Origin of the sequence: Paenibacillus kribbensis (assembly GCF_002240415.1) — a bacterium.
In the GTDB taxonomy this organism is placed as follows: Bacteria; Bacillota; Bacilli; order Paenibacillales; family Paenibacillaceae; genus Paenibacillus; species Paenibacillus kribbensis.
In genome coordinates, this window is the sequence record NZ_CP020028.1 from 4966566 (window position 1) to 4985055 (window position 18490).

The following is an 18490-nucleotide window of genomic DNA, read 5'->3' on the forward strand; positions in this document are numbered from 1 at the left end:
CCTATAATTCCTCCTCTGTTTGTATGTCCCGGATGACACGAAAAGACTTCATCGAATCCTGACCCGCACGGATTGCCAGATCACTCAGATTCTCCACGTTCTCCAGCCCTCTATTTGTCAGCAGGTCTACGATCATTGGCAGGTTTACTCCTGTTACAATGTCCATTTTTTCATAGCCGGCTACAATCCTGCTGGCTGCATTATAGGGGCTGCCACCAAACAAATCGACGAGAAAGATAAGTCCATCCGTCCAATCAATCGTTTCCAATGCCGCTTTGTACTTCTCAACAAGTCCGTTAACACTTTCACCAGGCTCAAACGTCACGCCCACCACATTTTCCAGATGGCCGAAAATCATTTCCGTGGATCTTAAGATCTCTTTGGAAAGTTTCCCATGTGTGCCAACAATAACACCTATCATTTGTTTCACCCCCTCCTTGCATCCTTCGCCTATACTTATATGCAAGTCTCGTGCCAACATTCTGTATGACTCGTTCCATCATCAAAAAAAGACCAAACCCCCTGGCTTTTCCGGGGATTTGGTCTTTTCTCACCATCTGCTTATTTTCCTCATTCGTATGTTTAATACACATCTTGCATCGTTTTATACACTTACGCCGTTACTCGGGAATGCAGTTATATACTTCGCTTAGGATTTCACAAATATAATATTTTTCATCATTAGTCAGCTTCATGTTCATACTGGAAGCAAATATATCGCAGGAACGATTCACCGCATCGAGAGTTCGTTGATCAAGCAAGGATACCTCCCCTTGATATATTAACCCTTCACCAATGACCATTCGTTCCATGGCATGAGCCGTATGAACGGCAAGCTGAACTTTCTTTGCATAATGAAAATCGACTTCCAGTTCCTGCTCCAGCTGCTCGATAAAATTCATCAAGAGCCCCAAGATTTTGTGGGGATTCAGATAAGTCATAAACTCCTTTAGCGTATCCTCGCATAGATCTCTAACAACTATGCTTTCGTTAGTATGCATAACAGGCAGTTGATTGTTCAGCAAAAGTTCTCTTAATGCCTGCTCACCGCTGGCCTCGATCAGTTTTTCCAAAGGAATAAACGGTACATTCAGCTCACTTGGCCTCTTAACTCCAATCACCGCAAGAATCGTATGCTTGGCCCGTAAGTCCTTTACCACTTTGTCCAATTCCCTGACCTTTGCCGGCACAACGACAATTTTCTCTTCTGTTAAGTCGTATACGACCTTCTCCACAAACTCCTTCAGCTTAACTGCAGCACCTCTACCAGAAGAACAAACCGTCACAATTACCTTATTACTAACCTTCTCTGCTTTCACTTCGGCGTTTCCATTGTTATATCCACGGAAGTCCTTCAAAGATTGATAGATTTCCTCTATATTCATATCAAAAATACTGGCCTTTCGCACAGCCTCCAACGTAAGTGGAGTTGAAACCATATCAATGGTTCTGACCTTGATCCCGACACGTTCCATAATGGTTGCCTCAAGATTAAGCAGGGAGCCCATATCAACCAGCAGTAATACGCCCCTGCCATTATCAATATCCTTTACTTTATCAATAATAACCTCCAGGATTTCTCTGGGGCTAACATCCAAAGGCATGTCTACTGCGCAAATATTTGAGCTTCCCAGTAGGCTGTCGACAACGCCGACAATACTGCTTGCCGTACTGTTGCCATGTGCAGCTACGATAATCCCTACATTACCCTGGTGCTCCTCTTCCACCGATTTCAGAAGAATCGCCACATAGGTCGTCTCGGCATCAGGCACGCTGACTTCGAACTTGGATTCAATCAAATCCTTGATAATGAGTGCCAGTCTGTATTCTTCATCCTGATCATTAATCGGATCATAGACTTGTTTGCTAATATATTTTTTCTCTCGGATTCGCTTTAAAAAGGCACTTAAATGAAGGCTGAAGGCATAAACAAACCTGTCGCTGTACTTTCTGTTCAGTTCTTTTTGAGCCATCTCCTGCACCTGTTCAGCGAATTCCAGGATATTTCTGCCCACGATTTTAAGGATCCGTTCCCGGCCTCCTTTGATGTTATAAAATCGGTTATAGAAGCTTTTAATATGAATATTGACATCTGTAGTAATAAACTTATTGATAAAGCTATCGTCGAGCCCTTCCTCCTTCAGCATCCCTATTTTGTCTTCAATCAGTTTGTAAAGGTTGAACGGCAGTTCCGAAGCATCTGCTTCATCCATTCCTTTGCTACCTTCAGGAGTAATATACAGCGAGGAGTTGACCATTTCCATTTCGGCAATCTCCTTGCGGTTTTTCCCCATATTAAATAGACCTTCCTTGATATTTCCAGGCAAAATTTTAAAATCAAGTTCAATTTCTTCCTTATTTTCATGTATGCTGTTCAAAAATCCTTTGGCACACACAAGCTGAATGTTCGATTTTAACTGGCCGATATTGCCATAGGTGACGCTGCCAATCAGTGCTTTTACAGTTTCCAGTTCAACCCGAATGGGCTTGTTCACACGATGGGCCTCGTTTGCAAAGAGATGCTTTAGAATCAAAAATCGCTCTTCAACTGTTCGCTCTTGCAGGGAAGGAATGTTGATCGTAATCGGTATCCGTCTAATAAAGGTTTTAAGCATGGAAGAACCGGGATCTTCGGTCGTAGCGCCGATGAGCAGCACGTTCGCTTCCCGTTTGCGCTCCGACTCACCCAATTTGTTATAACTGTTGGTGTCCATGAAATAAAATATCATTTCTTGGCCTTCTGGAGGCAGCCGATGAATCTCATCCAAAAACAGGATGCCTCCATCAGCTTTCTCGACCAGCCCCTCCCTCTCCCGATCAGCCCCGGTAAACGCCCCTTTCACATGACCAAAAATGTGGGAAAGCAGCAGTTGAGGGTTATTATAATAATCGGCGCAGTTAAATACGATAAACGGTGCTTGTTCTGAAAACCGCTTCATATACTTCCCATAATTATACATTAACCTGGCGAACATCGTTTTTCCCACGCCAGTCTGCCCCACAATCAGCGTATGTAGACCCTTCGGCGGGTATAATATTGCCGCTTTTCCCTGCTCAACCTGATTTCTCATACTACCCATGAAACCGATTAAGGCGTGAAACGGATCGACTTGCTCTCCGGGCAGCAATATTTCATTAATGCTGTTGACTTGGATTTGTTTCTCTTTCAGCTGGACTCTAAAGGTCTCCTCGATTACCTGCTTGTGCAAAAACTTGACGGGTCTTCCCTTGATTTTAATGATCAAGTCGGCGCGAAGCAGGCTATTAAGCTCCTTGCTTACATTATTTCTCAGCATATTCTGAAGATCGGCTATTTCCGCAGCCGTAATTCCACCGCCGTCCAGCAAAGCCTCTACCGATAGTTTCTTTGTGCCATTGGCAATATACTCTAAAATCTCATCAATTCGTTTCACAGTATTCCCCCAGCCTGACTAGTTCTCATGTAATTAGTATATAAAAAAAGAAATAAACCTCTACAAAAAAATAAACTGACAAATTTCTTTTCCAAGATCAGAGGTTGGCAGTATAATTGCATTAGCTTCACGAATAAGTTTAATTAAAAGCTATATTGTTGCCCAGCAAGGAGCTGAGATAAAATGATACGCTACGGATTACAGCAAGAGCAAGCATTCAGGCTGGTTATGACTCCTGAATTACGACAAGCTATCACGATTCTTCAATATTCTTCGGCCGATCTAATGTCCTATCTTCATGAGCAAGCGGATGAAAATCCGATTATTGATTTGACGGAGATTGACATGTCCATTAAAAGGATAGGTAAAGAGGAAGAATATTCACCACGAAAAAACGATAATCCGGTAGATCTTCTGGATTTTGTCTCTAACCCTGCGGATAATTTATATAGACATCTCAAAGCGCAACTCGGGATGGTCCGCGGGTTATCCAAGCTACAACAGATGATTGGCATGTTTCTTATTGGGAATTTAAATGAAAAAGGCTACCTCGAGCTGGAGGTAAATACAGTTGCCCGAATACTTGACGCCCCTACTGAAGAGGTTGAAAATATACTCGCCCTGATCCAAGGCTTTGAACCGGCAGGAATCGCTGCCCGCAGCCTGGAGGAATGTCTTCTTTTGCAGCTGCGATATGCCGGTAATGATGATGTTTACCTGGAAGAGATCGTGCGCCATCACATGGTCAACCTTTCATGTAACCGCATACAAAAAATCGCGGATGTTCTGGGTATCAACATTCGCGAGGTACAGCAACTCACCGACCAGATACGCAAGTTGAATCCCTGTCCGGGAGCGGCATTTGCCCCATATGAACACCAGTATCATATAGCAGATATTTCGGTAGAGAAATCCAAGAACGGCTACATTGTGACAGTTAATGATATCACAGTCCCGCGCGTCGGGATTAATCCTTTTTACCAGCGTATGCTCCGGGAGCAGGCGTTGGGGACAGAGAGGCAGTTTCTACATGAGAAGATGAATACGGCATTATGGCTTATTCATAGCCTTGAGCAGCGCCGCCTGACCCTGATGCGTGTAGCCCAAGCCATTGTTGATAGACAGCGGGAATTTTTCGAGCATGGCGTTCATTACCTTAAACCGATGACCCAAAAGGAGATTGCTGAAAGTACCGGCTTGCATGAATCCACGATCAGCCGGGCTGTCAGTAATAAATACATGCAGACGCCCCGTGGATTGTTCGAGCTTAAATATTTCTTTACCTCCGCCCTGGGGGCGAAAGACGGAGATGCCACTTCATCGGAGAGCGCAAAAATGCGTATTAAGCAGCTTATCGACGGCGAAGACAAGCAAAAACCGTTTTCAGATCAGGCAATCACAGAACTGCTGGCTAAGGAAGGGCTGGAACTGTCACGCAGAACGGTGGCCAAATACCGAGAAGAACTCGGATATCTTTCCTCTAGTAGGAGAAAAATATTTTAAGCTTCAGTGACTATATCGGTTATAGCCCCGTCCCTTTACTCAGAAGTAAGCCGTTGTGAAAATTAAAAAAACAGCAAGATCAAATTAAAAGTATTTCCCATTTGAGTCCTTCTAGGCGGCGACTCCCTGCTCCTTGGCCTTGCCCCGGTCATGGCGGCTTAGCAGAAATCCGACCAGAGACGCGGTGGATTGTTGGAAAATCATTCCCAGCACCACAGGCAGCGCTACCGGAGCCGGGAAATAGGTGATGGCAAGTACAGCTCCTGCGCTGATATTGCGCATACCGCCGTTAAAGACAAGTGCAGTACGGTCGGCATCGCTCCACCTCATCAGCTTGGAGATCAGGTAACCGATCACATATCCAGTAGAAGCAAGAGCGACTATCGATAGGCACACCCCGACAAGCTTTAAATTAAAATCAACCAGATAGGGCGCGATTACCGAACCGTTAATCATCACGACAAGTGCCATAGCCAGCTTGGAGAATGGGCCAAGTCGAGGTCCCCATACCTGCTTGATTTTCCCTTTGGTCCATTCGTACAACACCATGCCGATTAGCGAAGGGACGACAATCATCCAGAACAGACTTTGCATCATCGCCCAGGTATCAAGCTGCACATCCGCTCCAATCAGCAGGGACATAACGCCGGGAACGGCGAATGGAGCCAGAATCGTATCAATCAAAATAATGGCTAGCGTCAGCGCTGTATTGCCTTTGTAGATGTTGACCCACACGAAGCTGGAAATGCCGGTGGGGATGACCGCACCAAGAATAAGCCCGGTAATCGTATAAGGGTCGTCGCCGAAAGACAGATGCCCAAGCATCATGGCAAGCAGCGGCATGGCCAGGTGAAGGATAAACAGGCAGGCAATCAGCGGGCCGGGATGCTTCATCACATGGACAAAATCTTTGAAGCCCATGCTGATACTGCCCGCAAAGGTCATGAAGGCAAACAACCAGGGAGAGAATCCGGTAAATTCCGACAAAGGCGTACCGATCAGAACGCCAATTAGAATGCTGATGGGGGTAATCAGCGGCATCGCAGCATTAAGTCTCCGATTCAACGTTATGAACATACATAACTTCCTTTTTTGTACCTAAGTATAGACCTTATACTGCCGTTTCGTAAATGATCTGAAATACACGATACGAAATCACAGATGACCAATGACTTCGGATTCAAGACCTGGTTGTACGCGAACACAGCTCATCTATTCGTGAAAGGTGGGCTTTTTGGTATGAACTAAAAAAATTCAGCTTAAGGATAGGTATTCTGGTCAAATTATTATAATATGAAAGGTATAAAAATTTTCAGTCCATAGAGTGTATTTACAGAAAGAGAGTGGTGACAATACCATGCAGGAAGAAACGTTGACACGGGGGTTAAAAAACAGGCATGTACAGCTGATGGCCATCGGAGGTGCGATTGGTACCGGCTTATTCCTCGGGGCAGGAAAATCGATCCATCTGGCAGGTCCGTCCATCCTGATCGCCTACATTATTACAGGTATGGTTCTGTTCCTGCTAATGCGTGCATTAGGAGAGCTGTTGCTTAGTAATTTGGAGTATCATTCGTTTGTTGATTTTGTAAGTGACTATCTGGGGAATATGGCCGCTTTTGTTACGGGCTGGACCTACTGGTTCTGCTGGATTTCGATTGCGATGGCGGATCTGACAGCAGTCGGGCTGTATACTCAATATTGGTTCCCGCAGGTTCCTCAGTGGATGCCGGGGTTAATCGCCCTTGTGATTCTGCTCCTTATGAACCTGGCCACGGTTAAGCTGTTCGGGGAGATGGAATTTTGGTTCGCCCTGATCAAGGTATTGGCGATTCTGGCCCTCATTCTCGTCGGATTATTTATGATTGTCAAAGGCTTCTCCACCGCCAAGGGACCTTCGAGCTTTGCGAATCTATGGAATCATGGCGGAATATTCCCGAAAGGGATTCATGGTTTTCTGCTTTCTTTTCAAATGGTGGTCTTCGCCTTCGTAGGCATGGAGCTTGTTGGGCTGACGGCAGGGGAAACCAAGGACCCCGAGAAGGTCATTCCGAAGGCGATCAATAATATCCCGATCCGGATCCTGCTCTTCTACGTCGGCGCATTGCTGATCATCATGAGTATTTATCCGTGGAACGCAATTGTACCGAGCGAAAGTCCGTTTGTACAGGTATTTACGGCCATTGGCATGACCGCAGCCGGGGGAATTGTCAATTTTGTTGTGCTGACATCTGCGGCTTCAGCCTGCAACAGTGCTATTTTTAGTACAAGCCGGATGGTATACTCCATGGCCAAGGATCATAACGCTCCGAGCTCGCTCAGCCAGCTGAACAGCAGAAAGGTTCCGTCCAATGCATTGATGTTCTCCAGTATCGTCATTCTGATCGCGATTGTCCTGAACTATGTGATGCCCGAGGGGGTATTTACCCTCATTACGAGCGTGTCGACCGTTTGCTTTCTCTTTGTTTGGGGAATCATCGTGATCAGCCATCTGAGATACCGTCGTACCCGGCCGGAGCTGGCTGGCCGCAACCCGTTCAAGCTGCCGCTGTACCCGTTGTCCAACTATGTAGTGCTGGCTTTTCTCGTCTTCGTTCTGGTCATCCTGGCATTGGCTGAGGATACAAGAGTGGCCCTGTTCGTTACGCCGGTGTGGTTCATCCTGGTAGCGGGAATCTATCTGCTCAAGAAGAGAAGCTGGAGCTCGAACGGACAGTAGCATATAAAATTTGTTGCAAATTCAAGCCGCCCAATCCAACAGGGCGGCTTGAATGCTTGTACAAGAAGATGGATATCTTTTCAGAATGGACATTCGGAAAATAAAAATAATCTAAAAAAGCCAGTAGAAACAAGGGATTTTGTTTCTACTGGCTTTAAAAAAGTATCAAACATATACCCAAGAAAGTCTCAGTTATTGACCAAATTCGTCTCAATTATAACCGTAACTCACACTTCTGAAAAAAATCTAAATTTTATAGGCCTTCATAGCCTTTCTTAGCTCTTTGAAAGTAGGGCGTTTGCCGTACATTAAGACGCCAGTACGGTAAATCTTGGCGGCCAGCCAGCCGAAGAACAGGATGGAGGCGACCAGAATGGCAAGTGACAGCCATATTTCCAGCAGGCTTGCCCGTTCCAGACCAATTCGCAGCAGCATGACGGTCGGAGAAAAGAATGGAATGTATCCAGCGACCTTGACGAACATCGTGTCAGGTGCGGCTATATTGAAGATACCGATATAAAAGGCCGCCAGTGACAGCACGGTAATCGGCATGATCGCCTGCCCCAGTTCCTCCGTACGGCTAACGATGGAGCCAACAGCCGCGAACAATACGGCGTACAGAAAGTAGCCCAGGATGTAAAAAATCAAACCGTAGCTGAGCACCGCAGTGTTCAACTGTGACAGGTCCAGCCCGGCTGAGCTGAGGATGGCACCGTTATGCGGCAGCATGAGGTTGGCACACACGACGGCGGCAAAAACCGCAATTTGCAGCAATCCGACCAGAAAAATACCGATAATTTTCCCGAACATTTGAGTCAACGGTGATACGCTTGTGATGAGAATTTCCATAATACGAGAGCTTTTTTCCGAAGTCACCTCCGAAGCAATCATATTGCCCGTCATCATGGACGAGGTGAAGAACAGGATCATCAGTATATAGACCAAGCCATAGTTTATCATAGAGGTCGCTTTATCCTTTGTCTCTGCAGCTCCCCCCGTCTCAGACGGACTGTCCACTTTCCTGCTATCCACGACTACAGGTGTGCTAATTTCACGAACTTGATCACTGGTCAACACATTGCCGCCAATGATGGCTTGAACCTTTGCAGCCTGTAGCCCCGTTTGTAGCAATGTGATAACTGCGGGGGACGGTTCTTTTTGTACAGATACGTACTCCACTTGGGGAAACGTTGCTCCCTTGGCGACAGGCTCCTTGAACTCCACATAACCCTGCAGCTTCCCGTTCTTCAAGGCCTGCTGCATGGCCGGAGCTTCAGTGTTCTCATAACGCACCCAAGTGGCTGCCGGGTTGGACTGCTCCTTGGTGAATTTCTCCAATTGATCGGCAACCTCTGTTCGGCTCCCGGCAATCAGTGCCAGACGATGTTGTTCGGCTGCTGTTTTCCCGAAGCCGCCTGCAGCACCTGCCCCTTCTCCTTTAAACAAAGAAATCAAATACGGCAGGTTCATGCCCAGGGTAATGAGCAAGGCCAATACCAGCGTCGTAATGATAAAAGATTTGGTTTTTGCCTTCTGACGAAACGTAAAACCGATCACTGTCCCCAATCTATTCATGAGAATCCCCCACCTCTCGGATGAAAATTTCGTTCAGCGTAGGTTCCTTGATCTCAAAATGCTCCACATCTGCTTGCTCCAGAGCGGTTTGTAAAATCAGCTTTGCCGCATCCGGCTGCTCAATATGCAGCATCCAGCCGCGATCCATAGGCTCCACACGACGCACACCAGGCAATTGCTCCAGTCCGTTCACTTCACCTGTAGTGATAAGCCGAACTTTTTCACGCGGGTAGCGATTTTTGATCTCCTGCACACTTCCCTGCACAACGGTATTCGAACGATGTAAAATTGTGATATGGCGGCACAGCTCTTCCACATGCTCCATGCGGTGGGTCGAGAATAAAATCGCAGTCCCATCGTCCCGCAGTTCCTTCACCGTCTCCTTAAGCAGCTCGACGTTCACAGGATCTAGCCCGCTGAAGGCCTCATCCAATATAAGCAACGTGGGGCGATGCACGACGGCTGCAATAAAGCCCATTTTCTGCTGATTCCCTTTGGATAGCTCTTCAATCCGCTTATCGTAATATTCAGGTACGCCAAAACGCTCCAGCCAGTAGCGCAGACTTTTGTCCGCCTCCTTGGCCGACATGCCGCGCAGCCTGCCCAAATAGTTTATTTGCTCGCTCACCTTCACCTTGGGGTATAGCCCTCGCTCCTCGGGCAAATAGCCCATTGTCCGCTGAAGCTCCTTGCTATACGGCTTACCCTCATATTGAATGCTTCCCCCGTCAGGGTAAATCAGGCCGAGCACCATTCGCATGGTTGTCGTTTTACCTGCTCCATTACCTCCCAGCAGTCCGTAAATCTCTCCCCCGTTCACGTTCAGTGAAATTCCGTTTACTGCCGTATGATTTCCATATTGCTTCACGACTTTTTCCAATTGCAGCATACTCATGAATACTTCGCCCCTTTCTTCTGCACGAAAGTCTCTTCATTATTCGGTAGTTGCCCCGCAGACCAATGCATTAAAATATCATCCAGCTCCAGACGCCGCACACGGATGGGACGAATACCTGCTTGCTCCAATATGGCACTGGCTTCTATCGCCGCCAACGTTACAATCCGCTGCAATCTTCCTTCGCTCTCTGTTTCTATAACCCCCGGAAGCTCCGATGCTTCCTCCGGCGTGCCCTCAAACCATATTTCCTTGCTATTTTCGAGCAAATGGTCCTTTTCCAGCTTGCCGAGCAGCCTGCCTTCATGCATCAAGACAATATAATCTGCCAAGCGCTTGATTTCATCTATGATATGAGTGGCGATAACGACCGTCGTTTTGCCGTTTTTCATACAATCCCGCAGTTCCTCCAGCATAATCTTCCATGCAAAAGGGTCCAGGCCCGACGAAGGCTCATCCAGCAGCAATAAACGCGGATGAGGCGCCAAGGCAGCAGCCAGCTCAAACTTACGCCGCTCTCCTTTGGACATACGCGATAATTTGGTATGCAGAGGAACCTGAAATCGTTTTATCAGACGCTGAAAACGGGTTTCATCCCAGCCCGGATACCATACCGCTCGAAAAGCCGCTGCTGCTTCTGCCGTGAGTCGGTCTTCCTCGCGGGTCGGATGCTCCGGTACGTATCCAACCCATTGCCGCGTATCTACAGGCATACCTTCAGGGTACACTTGACCGAACCAGCGAATTTCACCAGCATCCGGGTGAACAAGCTGGGTCAGCAAATGAATCAATGTACTTTTTCCTGATCCGTTATGTCCAGCCAAAGCGACCACATATCCCGGCTCAATGGTCAGATTAATCGGTCCAATCTGGCGGTCTCTCCGGGTTTTATAGACCTGGTTCATCTCAATAATCGGTGTTTTCACCTGTATTTCCTCCGGTGCTCCCACTGGCACTTCCACATGGTTGTTTACATGGATTTTCACTGGCGGTCACTCCTTTGCTTTGACTTCATACCTTTTCTTCACCATCTCTGCGAAAAGCTCCAACAATTCCTGCTCTGTCATCTGTACAGCGATGCCCGTAGCAATCGCTGTGTCCAGTGCCTCGGTCACCGCCTTGAGTCGGTGGGCTGAACGCATATTTTCCTCTACTAGCGCGACGAAGGTTCCCGTTCCCTGGCGGGTACGAAGCAAGCCCTCGTTCTCCAAATCCTGATAGACCCGCCGGACGGTGATCACGCTGCAACGGAGCGTCCCCGCAAACTCCCGAATGGAGGGAAGCAGCGTTCCCGCTGCAATCTGTCCGGTTACGATGAGTGAACGAAGCTGCTTTTCAATCTGCGCATACAGCGGTTCAGCGCTATTCTCATCAATGTGCACCGGTATATTCACCTGCGTCTCTCCCCTCTCTGTATCCTCCTACACATGCTGCTATGCCAGATCACGCTTGATAAGCTTGCGCAGTGTCATTCGATAGGACACAAAAATTCCAAAAACTCCTGTCGCCAGCGCTCCCCACATCACGGGGGACAACAGCTGCCATTCCTTGCTGTAAAATGCCGTTATGGATACCAGATTGGCTCCGTATATTCGAACCATAATCGAAATCATTCCGCAAATCAGCATGATGATAAGTGATAGCCAAAAGTAGGCTTTTCCCCTTTTAAGAAATTCCAAATACATATAGATGGCTTGAATCAGCATCCCGTAGCCTATCCAGGTCAGAGCAAACGATATAAAGAAACCTGAGCCGGCATAGGCCCGAAGCGTTCCTGACACCGTAAACAGAAGAATAAAAAACACCACACTGTTCCCGATAAACGCAAAAATCGCTTGTTGAATGCGGCTCATAATGACCGCGCTCACCGGGATGGGCAATGTGCGAAGGAAAGCCAGCATATGTGTATAGGAGTCTTCCTGCAAATATTTAAATGTACGACGGTTATAAATGAATCCAAGAAACGGCATCAGCACCAGCATGACAAAATCAGCTGCCGGATTTAAAGCTCCACTCTCACCAAACTCCATACTTACAACAAAGCTCATGGTAAAACCCAGATACATAATAAAAAGTAATGTCCACAATAGCGCATATGGATTATTGCGAAAATCCTGACGGGTGATTGCCCATGCCTGCTTCATGATTGCCATTTTCTCATCCTGATCCCTTCTGCACCGTCTGTAATGATAGCCTCAGCTCTTATGGCTTCTGAGGATCATCACCGTAATCAGTGTTATTACTGTATATATCTTTATACACAGTATATAAACTGTACAACACACCTGTCAATTTTAAAAATTTAAATTGTGCGTACAATCACAAAGGTTGGTCAGAACCTATGCTACTCTGTAACTGATAAACGTTCTCACTAAAGGGGATGAGCAGATGGATAAGATACTGCATTGGGATGAGCCGATATTTAACCTTGTTAGTCGATATCCCGAAGTGACGAGCATTATGGTAGAGCTTGGTTTTCACGATATCGCCAAGCCTGGCATGCTACAAACCGCGGGACGTTTTATGACACTGTCCAAAGGAACTACATTAAAGAAAATAAGTATGGAAACTGTGCAGCAGACGTTTATGCAGCATGGTTTTACCATTCAAAAATAAAGGAGCTAAAGATCATGAGCGAGTTAATTAACAACCGTGAACATACACCACAGGAATTAACAGAACGTCAACGAATCCTGAAGGAAATTATAAAAGAATTACATGCCGGAAAAAGCGTGGAAGAAGTTAAAGCGCGCTTCGCAGAGGCCGTAGGCGGAGTAAGCGTGTCTGAAATTTCCGCCATGGAGCATGCATTGATGACCGAGGAGGGAATCCCGGTGTCGGAAGTCCAACGCCTCTGTTCCGTGCATACATCGATATTCAAGGGCTCTATTGAGGATATTCACCGTCCTTCAGGACCAGAGGAACAGCCGGGACATCCTGTCCACACCTTCAAGCTGGAAAACCGGGAGATCGAACGGCTGGTCAACTTCAAGCTGGCATTGCATGCAGAGCAATTTCAAAAGGAGGACAGCCCCAAGGTTATTTACAAGCTGCTCGAGGATTTAAGCCTGCTGATGGATCTCGACAAGCACTATAGCCGCAAAGAAAATCTGGTCTTCCCTTATCTGGAGCGCTACGGCATATTCGGTCCTACCAAAGTGATGTGGGGAGTGGACGACGGCATCCGTAATTCGATCAAAGAGGCAAAGAACCTGCTCACCCAATATAACGGAGATCGTGAGCTGATCGGGAAGGCGCTTGCCCATATCATAAGCGAAGTCAACGAAATGATATTCAAAGAAGAAAATATTTTACTGCCGATGGCACTTGGCAAGCTAACTGAGGATGAATGGCTAAAAATAGCCAGGGAAAGCGCGGAAATCGGGTTCTGTCTGACCGCTCCTGAGCGGGAATGGATACCAGAGCGTGCGGCGGAGCCTGTAGAAGCGGTTGAGCAAAAGGAAGGAGCATCAGGAACACCACAAGGCTTTGTGCGATTCGAGACGGGGATTCTATCCGTGCAACAATTGGAACTGCTGATGAACCACCTCCCCGTTGATTTGACCTTTATCGATGAGAATGATGTTGTTCGCTATTTCTCTCACGGCAAAGAACGGATCTTTGCCCGCACAAAGGCCGTTATTGGTCGTACCGTACAAAATTGCCACCCGCCGCAAAGCGTGCATGTCGTTGAGAAGCTGCTGGAGGACTTCAAAGCAGGTCGCAAGGATGTGGAGGATTTTTGGATTCCGATCAAGGACAAATTTGTCTACATCCGTTATTTTGCCATTCGTGATGCCGAAGGCCGCTATCTGGGAACGCTGGAATTCACGCAAAATGTCGCGCCTATTCGCGCTCTTGAAGGACAAAAGCGGATTCTGTCGGAATAGTTCCCCAGCCGTAGGCTAACATATTCAGGTTTTTGCCACCTATATGAATAAGATGCTGTTCTACTACTAGCTTGGCCCCCAGCCTTTCATAAAATGTACATGCTGGATTATCCGCTAACACCCACACAATCGCGGAATGAATCTGCATACTGCTGAAATGCTGTAGTAGACGCATCAATAAGCCCCTCCCCAGCCCCAAACTGTTGTATTCTTTTAAAACATAAATAGCCGTTATTTCCCCCCCATACGGGGGGTATTCTCCTGACTTTTCCGGACCTCCACTTACAAATCCGATGATTTCCCCCTTCTCATTTTCCGCTACAAATACCAGATGACCATCCTCACTGGACAGATTTTCATTCCACAGCTCTGTTCTCTGCTCATAGGAAAGCTGCTCCAGAACCTCGTCAGGCATTATATTTTTGTATGTCGTTCTCCAGCAATCCACATGCACCTTGGCGATGTCCGCAGTATCTGTTATCGTTGCTTCCCTGATTATCATTTGGGCCACCCCTATTTCCAATATTATGCTTATTATTCTATCGACGAGCCGAATCTTGATCTATAATAAAAAATATTCATTGTTTCGTGAAGTTCGATATTACAGCAGCTCTTATACTACTCAGTTGTTATTGGAGGATTCAACTTGAATAAAATCGTTTTATTTTATGTTCCGCTAGGCATTTCGTCTTTGATTGCCGCATTAACGCATGTCATCGTGAATGCCGTGCTCGCGCGTTCAGAGTATCCTTCATTTACATTAAGCAGCTATGCGGTCGCTGTCAGCCTGTGCCTGCTGCTGGAAACGCCGTTAACCGCCGTGCGGCAAATGACCACGAAATTCGGCTATGACCGCAAGTCGGTTCATTCTATCGGTATTTTATGTGCATTCGTAGCGGCGGCTGTACTGATCGTTGGCTGGAGTATCGGGCTGACACCCGTAGGTAATCTGGTCTTTCAGTATGTATTCGGCGTATCTCCGGCATTGATCGAACCTACCAAGAACGTATTTCAGGTTCTTACTTTACTATACATATTGGTTGCTGTCCGTAACATTTATCAGGGACTTATCATTAACAAGCATCGAACCGCATGGATGACGTTCAGCTCGTCCATACGTATTGTCGTGATGCTGCTCGCGTCTTGGTTTTTAATCCGTGCAGGCTGGACGAATGACGGACGAATCGGGGCCGCCATTTTTATTGCAGGCATCTTCATTGAGCTGGTCATCACCTTTTTGGAAGGGCGGGTTCTGAAAAGAAAGCTGCCGACTGACAACGGAGAGCAAACCATCCAAGATGCAAAACATCTGCTCCCTTTTTACCTTCCTTTGCTGTATTCGGCGCTAGTACTGGTCATTCTGAATCCTTCCATACAAGCTGCGCTGAACAATACATCGGACCCGCTTTTGGCCGTGGCCTCTTTCTCCGTAGCCTTGCAAATTTTGAATTTATTCGTCTGGTTTTGCAGTTCCCTACATCAGATTGTCATTCAATTTTATACGTCCAGGCGCCGGGAGGTTCTGATATTTTTGAGCTTTTTGTCGGCCCTGTCGCCATTGCTGTTGCTGTTGTTATCCTTCGGATTTGCAGGTGACCCTGTGTTGCGGAATGTATTGGGACTGGAAGGAGAGCTGTTGCTGGAAACCAGAGGGCTGCTTCGCATATTGGCTGTCTATGTCGCATTTTATCCGTGGGTAGAATATTTTATTGGGCGGTCGATATTGATCGGCAATACCAAACCCATCTTCATTGGCAGGCTGTTTTCTGTGGGTTTTGCGATTCTTGCGCTAATCCTGTGTATCTGTTTTTTTCCTGGGCTGGACGGCAAAGTGGCTGGAATTGTGATGGCCGTATCCTCTCCCATTGAGCTGAGTATCTATCTGTTGCTCTATCGAAAAATATCTATGAACACCATGAAGAATCATCCTGAGAAAAAATTCACCTAGAGAGCCTAATGCAAAAGAAAGCACATTGGACTCCCTAAGGCACACTATCCTTTACGAGGTCAAAATGTATGGGCCATTCTTCGTGATTGCAATCGTATGCTCGTATTGTGCGCCCCAACTGCCGTCGGCCGTGCTGATGGTCCACCCATCATCATCCCACAGCACGGCTCCTTCGGTTCCGAGCGTAAATACCGGCTCGATGGTAATCACCATTCCTTCACGCAGCGGCAATCCCGTTCTGGCACGGCCGTAGTGCAGAACATCCGGCGGCTCATGCATCTGGCGGCCAATCCCATGTCCGATCAAAGGCTTGACGATGCCAAAGCGCCGCCAACCTGCCGTTTTTTCCACCGCGTGCCCGATATCCCCCAACGTCCTCCCCGGACGGGCAACCTCGATTCCGCGTACCAGCGCCTTATGGGTCTGTCGTAACAGCCGTGCGACCGGACGACTGACGTTACCTACCGCATAGGTCCACCCCCGGTCGGCCAACCAGCCGTCCTTGTTAACCACGATGTCGATGGTCACAATATCCCCATCATGCAGCACCCGCTCCGAGGGGAAGCCATGACATACGACCTCGTTGACCGAAGCGCAGGTGGCATAAGGAAAGCCTTTATAGCCCTTTTGTTCCGGCGTGGCACCGCGCTTGCTCAAAAACTGTTCCACCCATGCATCAATTTCAAGCGTTGTAATTCCCGGAAGAATACGGCTCTCCAGCGCACGATGGCAATCAGCCAAAATGCGCCCGGCTTCTCTCATATAGCCGATTTCCTCCGGTGTTCGTATCGCTACTTCTATTGGAATCCGCCTCCTTTGTCACACCATTTTTACTAAACCTATCCCATTGTATGCAAGACGAACACAAAAAAACCGTCTCCTCTGTGGATAGACGGTTTATAAAAGGCGTATTTCTAGTTTTGCGGGTAATCGTACCCTTTAAGATACTGAAGAATTTATGCGACCGAGTTCGTTTTCCACCACCATGGTTAACTCTTCCTCATACCCTCCTGTAATCCGGTATTTTCGCACATATTCCTTTACAAATTTTTTGGGATCCTTAGGCCGGAAAATTCGAGTCATTTCCCGCAGACTTTCCTTTACTTCATTGTGACCTTTCGTTGCCATGTAACTCCCTCCCAAAACGTTGAAAATAAGTGCTCCGTTGAAGAGAATGCCGAAAAGTATAGATGTCCTTATGCAGTGAAGTAGTATGTCTAATGCAGCTTAGGTCGGGAACGCCTTATGCAAGGCATGTACCTGACACTAGTATTAACCGATCTTCGTTTGGCTGAATCACTACCCCATTATAACATATTCAGATACTGCTTTCAGCTTTCCAGTAAATTTACATTGAGTTTACCTATCTTTTACGCTTCATGTTATTTGGAGTAACGATCTAGCTGGCTCACAGAGGCATACCTTATTTATCGGCTTTTGGAGTGTATGTGTTTGGGGTAAAATAAATAAACATAACAAGGAGGGAAAAGGATGCGCCGCTATGCTCCGTTGTTCACCGCCCCGGTCGCCCGTCTATCTGCCCTGAGCAACGGAACTTGTGAGGAGGAGGGCATCAATGCCTCCCTGCTCGATCAGGCTGACCGCGAAATCGAGAAAAAGTTTACTAAAATGCGCAGCTTCCTGCTGCTTCGCCGCGGCAAACTGATCTGGGAACGCTATTACAACGGACACGAAGCAAGCGCTCTGAACGATCTGCGATCCGCGACCAAAAGCTTCACTTCCACGCTCATCGGTATTGCCATGGCACGTGGCGATATGCCTGGGCCGGAGACGGCTGTGCATAAGCTGTTGCCTGAGTATCTGCCACGGCGGGAGGACCCGCTGCTGGAGCGGGTTACGATTCGCCATTTGCTGACGATGACATCCGGTCTGTATTGGCAGACGGGCAAAAAGCTTGGCGAGGCTTTTATCCGCCGTTTTCATCGCAGCAAAAGCTGGCCGTCCTTTGCCCTGCGCCTGCCAGTGCAGGCGGATCAATTGGGCGTATTCCAATACCGCAGTGTGGATTCGCATCTGTTGTCCGTACTGCTGACCCAATGCTGCGGAACTGACGCCTATACGTACGCGCTACAGCATCTCTTCGAGCCGTTAGGTTTCGGAAGAAGTGGATGGGCTACAGACCCTGAGGGTTATACTATGGGGCACATCGGTCTGTATCTCACATCACGTGACATGGCTAAATTCGGCGATTGCTGCCTTCATCAAGGCTTCTGGATTGGACAGGAGCTGATCCCGGCTGATTGGCTGCGTCAAGCGACGCAGCGACAGGTTGAAGGCTATCCAGAATTCGGGGACTACGGATTCCAATGGTGGACCGGACGACTTCATGGCATCGACTACGCATGTGCGCATGGACATGGAGGACAACAAATTTATCTTGTGCCTGAAGCCGATGCAGTCGTGGTATTTACTGCAGACAGCAAGGTCAGCCGCTGGAAAAATCCACGCTCACTACTGGAGCGCTACATTTTGCCAGCCGTATCCTCCCTCAGCCTGGAACGTTCCTAAAATGAGCTTTATGCGCTT

At 47.5% G+C, this 18490-nt stretch carries 17 protein-coding genes; 6 read left to right on the forward strand and 11 right to left on the reverse strand.

Going from position 1 to position 18490, the window contains the following annotated elements:
- Position 1: 1 nt before the first annotated feature.
- A complete protein-coding gene (locus B4V02_RS22095; RefSeq protein WP_007428386.1) occupies positions 2-421 on the reverse strand; it encodes a PTS sugar transporter subunit IIA in 420 nt (139 codons plus the stop codon).
- 199 nt (positions 422-620) lie between these two features.
- Positions 621-3413, reverse strand: a complete 2793-nt coding sequence (locus B4V02_RS22100; RefSeq protein ID WP_094156431.1) for a sigma-54-dependent transcriptional regulator — start codon at positions 3411-3413, stop codon at positions 621-623.
- Between the two features lie 183 nt (positions 3414-3596).
- Here B4V02_RS22100 and rpoN point away from each other — a divergent pair, with 183 nt between their 5' ends.
- Positions 3597-4916, forward strand: a complete 1320-nt coding sequence (rpoN, locus tag B4V02_RS22105) for an RNA polymerase factor sigma-54 (protein WP_167383777.1) — start codon at positions 3597-3599, stop codon at positions 4914-4916.
- Between the two features lie 111 nt (positions 4917-5027).
- On the opposite strand, the gene B4V02_RS22110 is transcribed toward rpoN, so the two are convergent.
- A complete protein-coding gene (locus B4V02_RS22110) occupies positions 5028-5993 on the reverse strand; it encodes a bile acid:sodium symporter family protein (protein WP_007428383.1) in 966 nt (321 codons plus the stop codon).
- Between the two features lie 280 nt (positions 5994-6273).
- Here B4V02_RS22110 and B4V02_RS22115 point away from each other — a divergent pair, with 280 nt between their 5' ends.
- Positions 6274-7635: an amino acid permease gene (locus B4V02_RS22115; protein WP_007428382.1), complete on the forward strand. Its 1362-nt coding sequence runs from the start codon at positions 6274-6276 to the stop codon at positions 7633-7635.
- A gap of 246 nt (positions 7636-7881) precedes the next feature.
- Here the strand turns inward: B4V02_RS22115 and B4V02_RS22120 are convergent, their stop codons facing one another.
- From B4V02_RS22120 to B4V02_RS22140, 5 genes are read right to left on the reverse strand one after another with little or no spacing between them, the layout of a single operon-like run.
- Positions 7882-9210, reverse strand: coding sequence for an ABC transporter permease (locus B4V02_RS22120; protein ID WP_094156432.1), 1329 nt, complete (start codon positions 9208-9210; stop codon positions 7882-7884).
- Positions 9203-10105 carry an ABC transporter ATP-binding protein gene (locus B4V02_RS22125; RefSeq protein ID WP_094156433.1) on the reverse strand — a complete coding sequence of 301 codons (903 nt, stop codon included), beginning with the start codon at positions 10103-10105 and terminating at the stop codon, positions 9203-9205. The genes B4V02_RS22120 and B4V02_RS22125 overlap by 8 nt, the downstream gene beginning before the upstream one ends.
- Positions 10102-11091 carry an ATP-binding cassette domain-containing protein gene (locus B4V02_RS22130; RefSeq protein ID WP_094156434.1) on the reverse strand — a complete coding sequence of 330 codons (990 nt, stop codon included), beginning with the start codon at positions 11089-11091 and terminating at the stop codon, positions 10102-10104. The genes B4V02_RS22125 and B4V02_RS22130 overlap by 4 nt, the downstream gene beginning before the upstream one ends.
- A 6-nt stretch (positions 11092-11097) precedes the next feature.
- Entirely contained in the window at positions 11098-11499 is a 402-nt protein-coding gene (locus tag B4V02_RS22135; RefSeq protein ID WP_007428361.1) for a GntR family transcriptional regulator, read from the reverse strand.
- 39 nt (positions 11500-11538) lie between these two features.
- The gene (locus tag B4V02_RS22140) at positions 11539-12258 is read right to left on the reverse strand and encodes a hypothetical protein (protein WP_094156435.1); all 720 of its coding nucleotides are present in this window, start codon (positions 12256-12258) and stop codon (positions 11539-11541) included.
- Between the two features lie 235 nt (positions 12259-12493).
- On the opposite strand from B4V02_RS22140, the gene B4V02_RS22145 reads away from it, so the two are divergent.
- Positions 12494-12721 carry a DUF1858 domain-containing protein gene (locus B4V02_RS22145; RefSeq protein WP_007428359.1) on the forward strand — a complete coding sequence of 76 codons (228 nt, stop codon included), beginning with the start codon at positions 12494-12496 and terminating at the stop codon, positions 12719-12721.
- A gap of 14 nt (positions 12722-12735) precedes the next feature.
- Positions 12736-13995 (forward strand): DUF438 domain-containing protein, encoded by a 1260-nt coding sequence (locus B4V02_RS22150; RefSeq protein WP_094156436.1) that lies wholly within the window; start codon positions 12736-12738, stop codon positions 13993-13995.
- Here the strand turns inward: B4V02_RS22150 and B4V02_RS22155 are convergent.
- The gene (locus tag B4V02_RS22155) at positions 13952-14497 is read right to left on the reverse strand and encodes a GNAT family N-acetyltransferase (RefSeq protein WP_094156437.1); all 546 of its coding nucleotides are present in this window, start codon (positions 14495-14497) and stop codon (positions 13952-13954) included. The two genes, B4V02_RS22150 and B4V02_RS22155, sit on opposite strands and share 44 nt — an antisense overlap.
- Positions 14498-14641: 144 nt before the next feature.
- Between B4V02_RS22155 and B4V02_RS22160 the strand changes: the two genes are divergently transcribed.
- Entirely contained in the window at positions 14642-15943 is a 1302-nt protein-coding gene (locus tag B4V02_RS22160) for a hypothetical protein (protein WP_094156438.1), read from the forward strand.
- A 51-nt stretch (positions 15944-15994) separates the two neighbouring features.
- Here the strand turns inward: B4V02_RS22160 and map are convergent, their stop codons facing one another.
- Positions 15995-16744: a type I methionyl aminopeptidase gene (gene map, locus B4V02_RS22165; RefSeq protein ID WP_043890690.1), complete on the reverse strand. Its 750-nt coding sequence runs from the start codon at positions 16742-16744 to the stop codon at positions 15995-15997.
- 138 nt (positions 16745-16882) lie between these two features.
- Positions 16883-17071, reverse strand: a complete 189-nt coding sequence (locus tag B4V02_RS22170) for a hypothetical protein (RefSeq protein ID WP_007428354.1) — start codon at positions 17069-17071, stop codon at positions 16883-16885.
- A 363-nt stretch (positions 17072-17434) separates the two neighbouring features.
- Here B4V02_RS22170 and B4V02_RS22175 point away from each other — a divergent pair, with 363 nt between their 5' ends.
- Positions 17435-18472: a serine hydrolase domain-containing protein gene (locus tag B4V02_RS22175; protein WP_094156439.1), complete on the forward strand. Its 1038-nt coding sequence runs from the start codon at positions 17435-17437 to the stop codon at positions 18470-18472.
- The last annotated feature ends 18 nt before the right edge of the window (positions 18473-18490 follow it).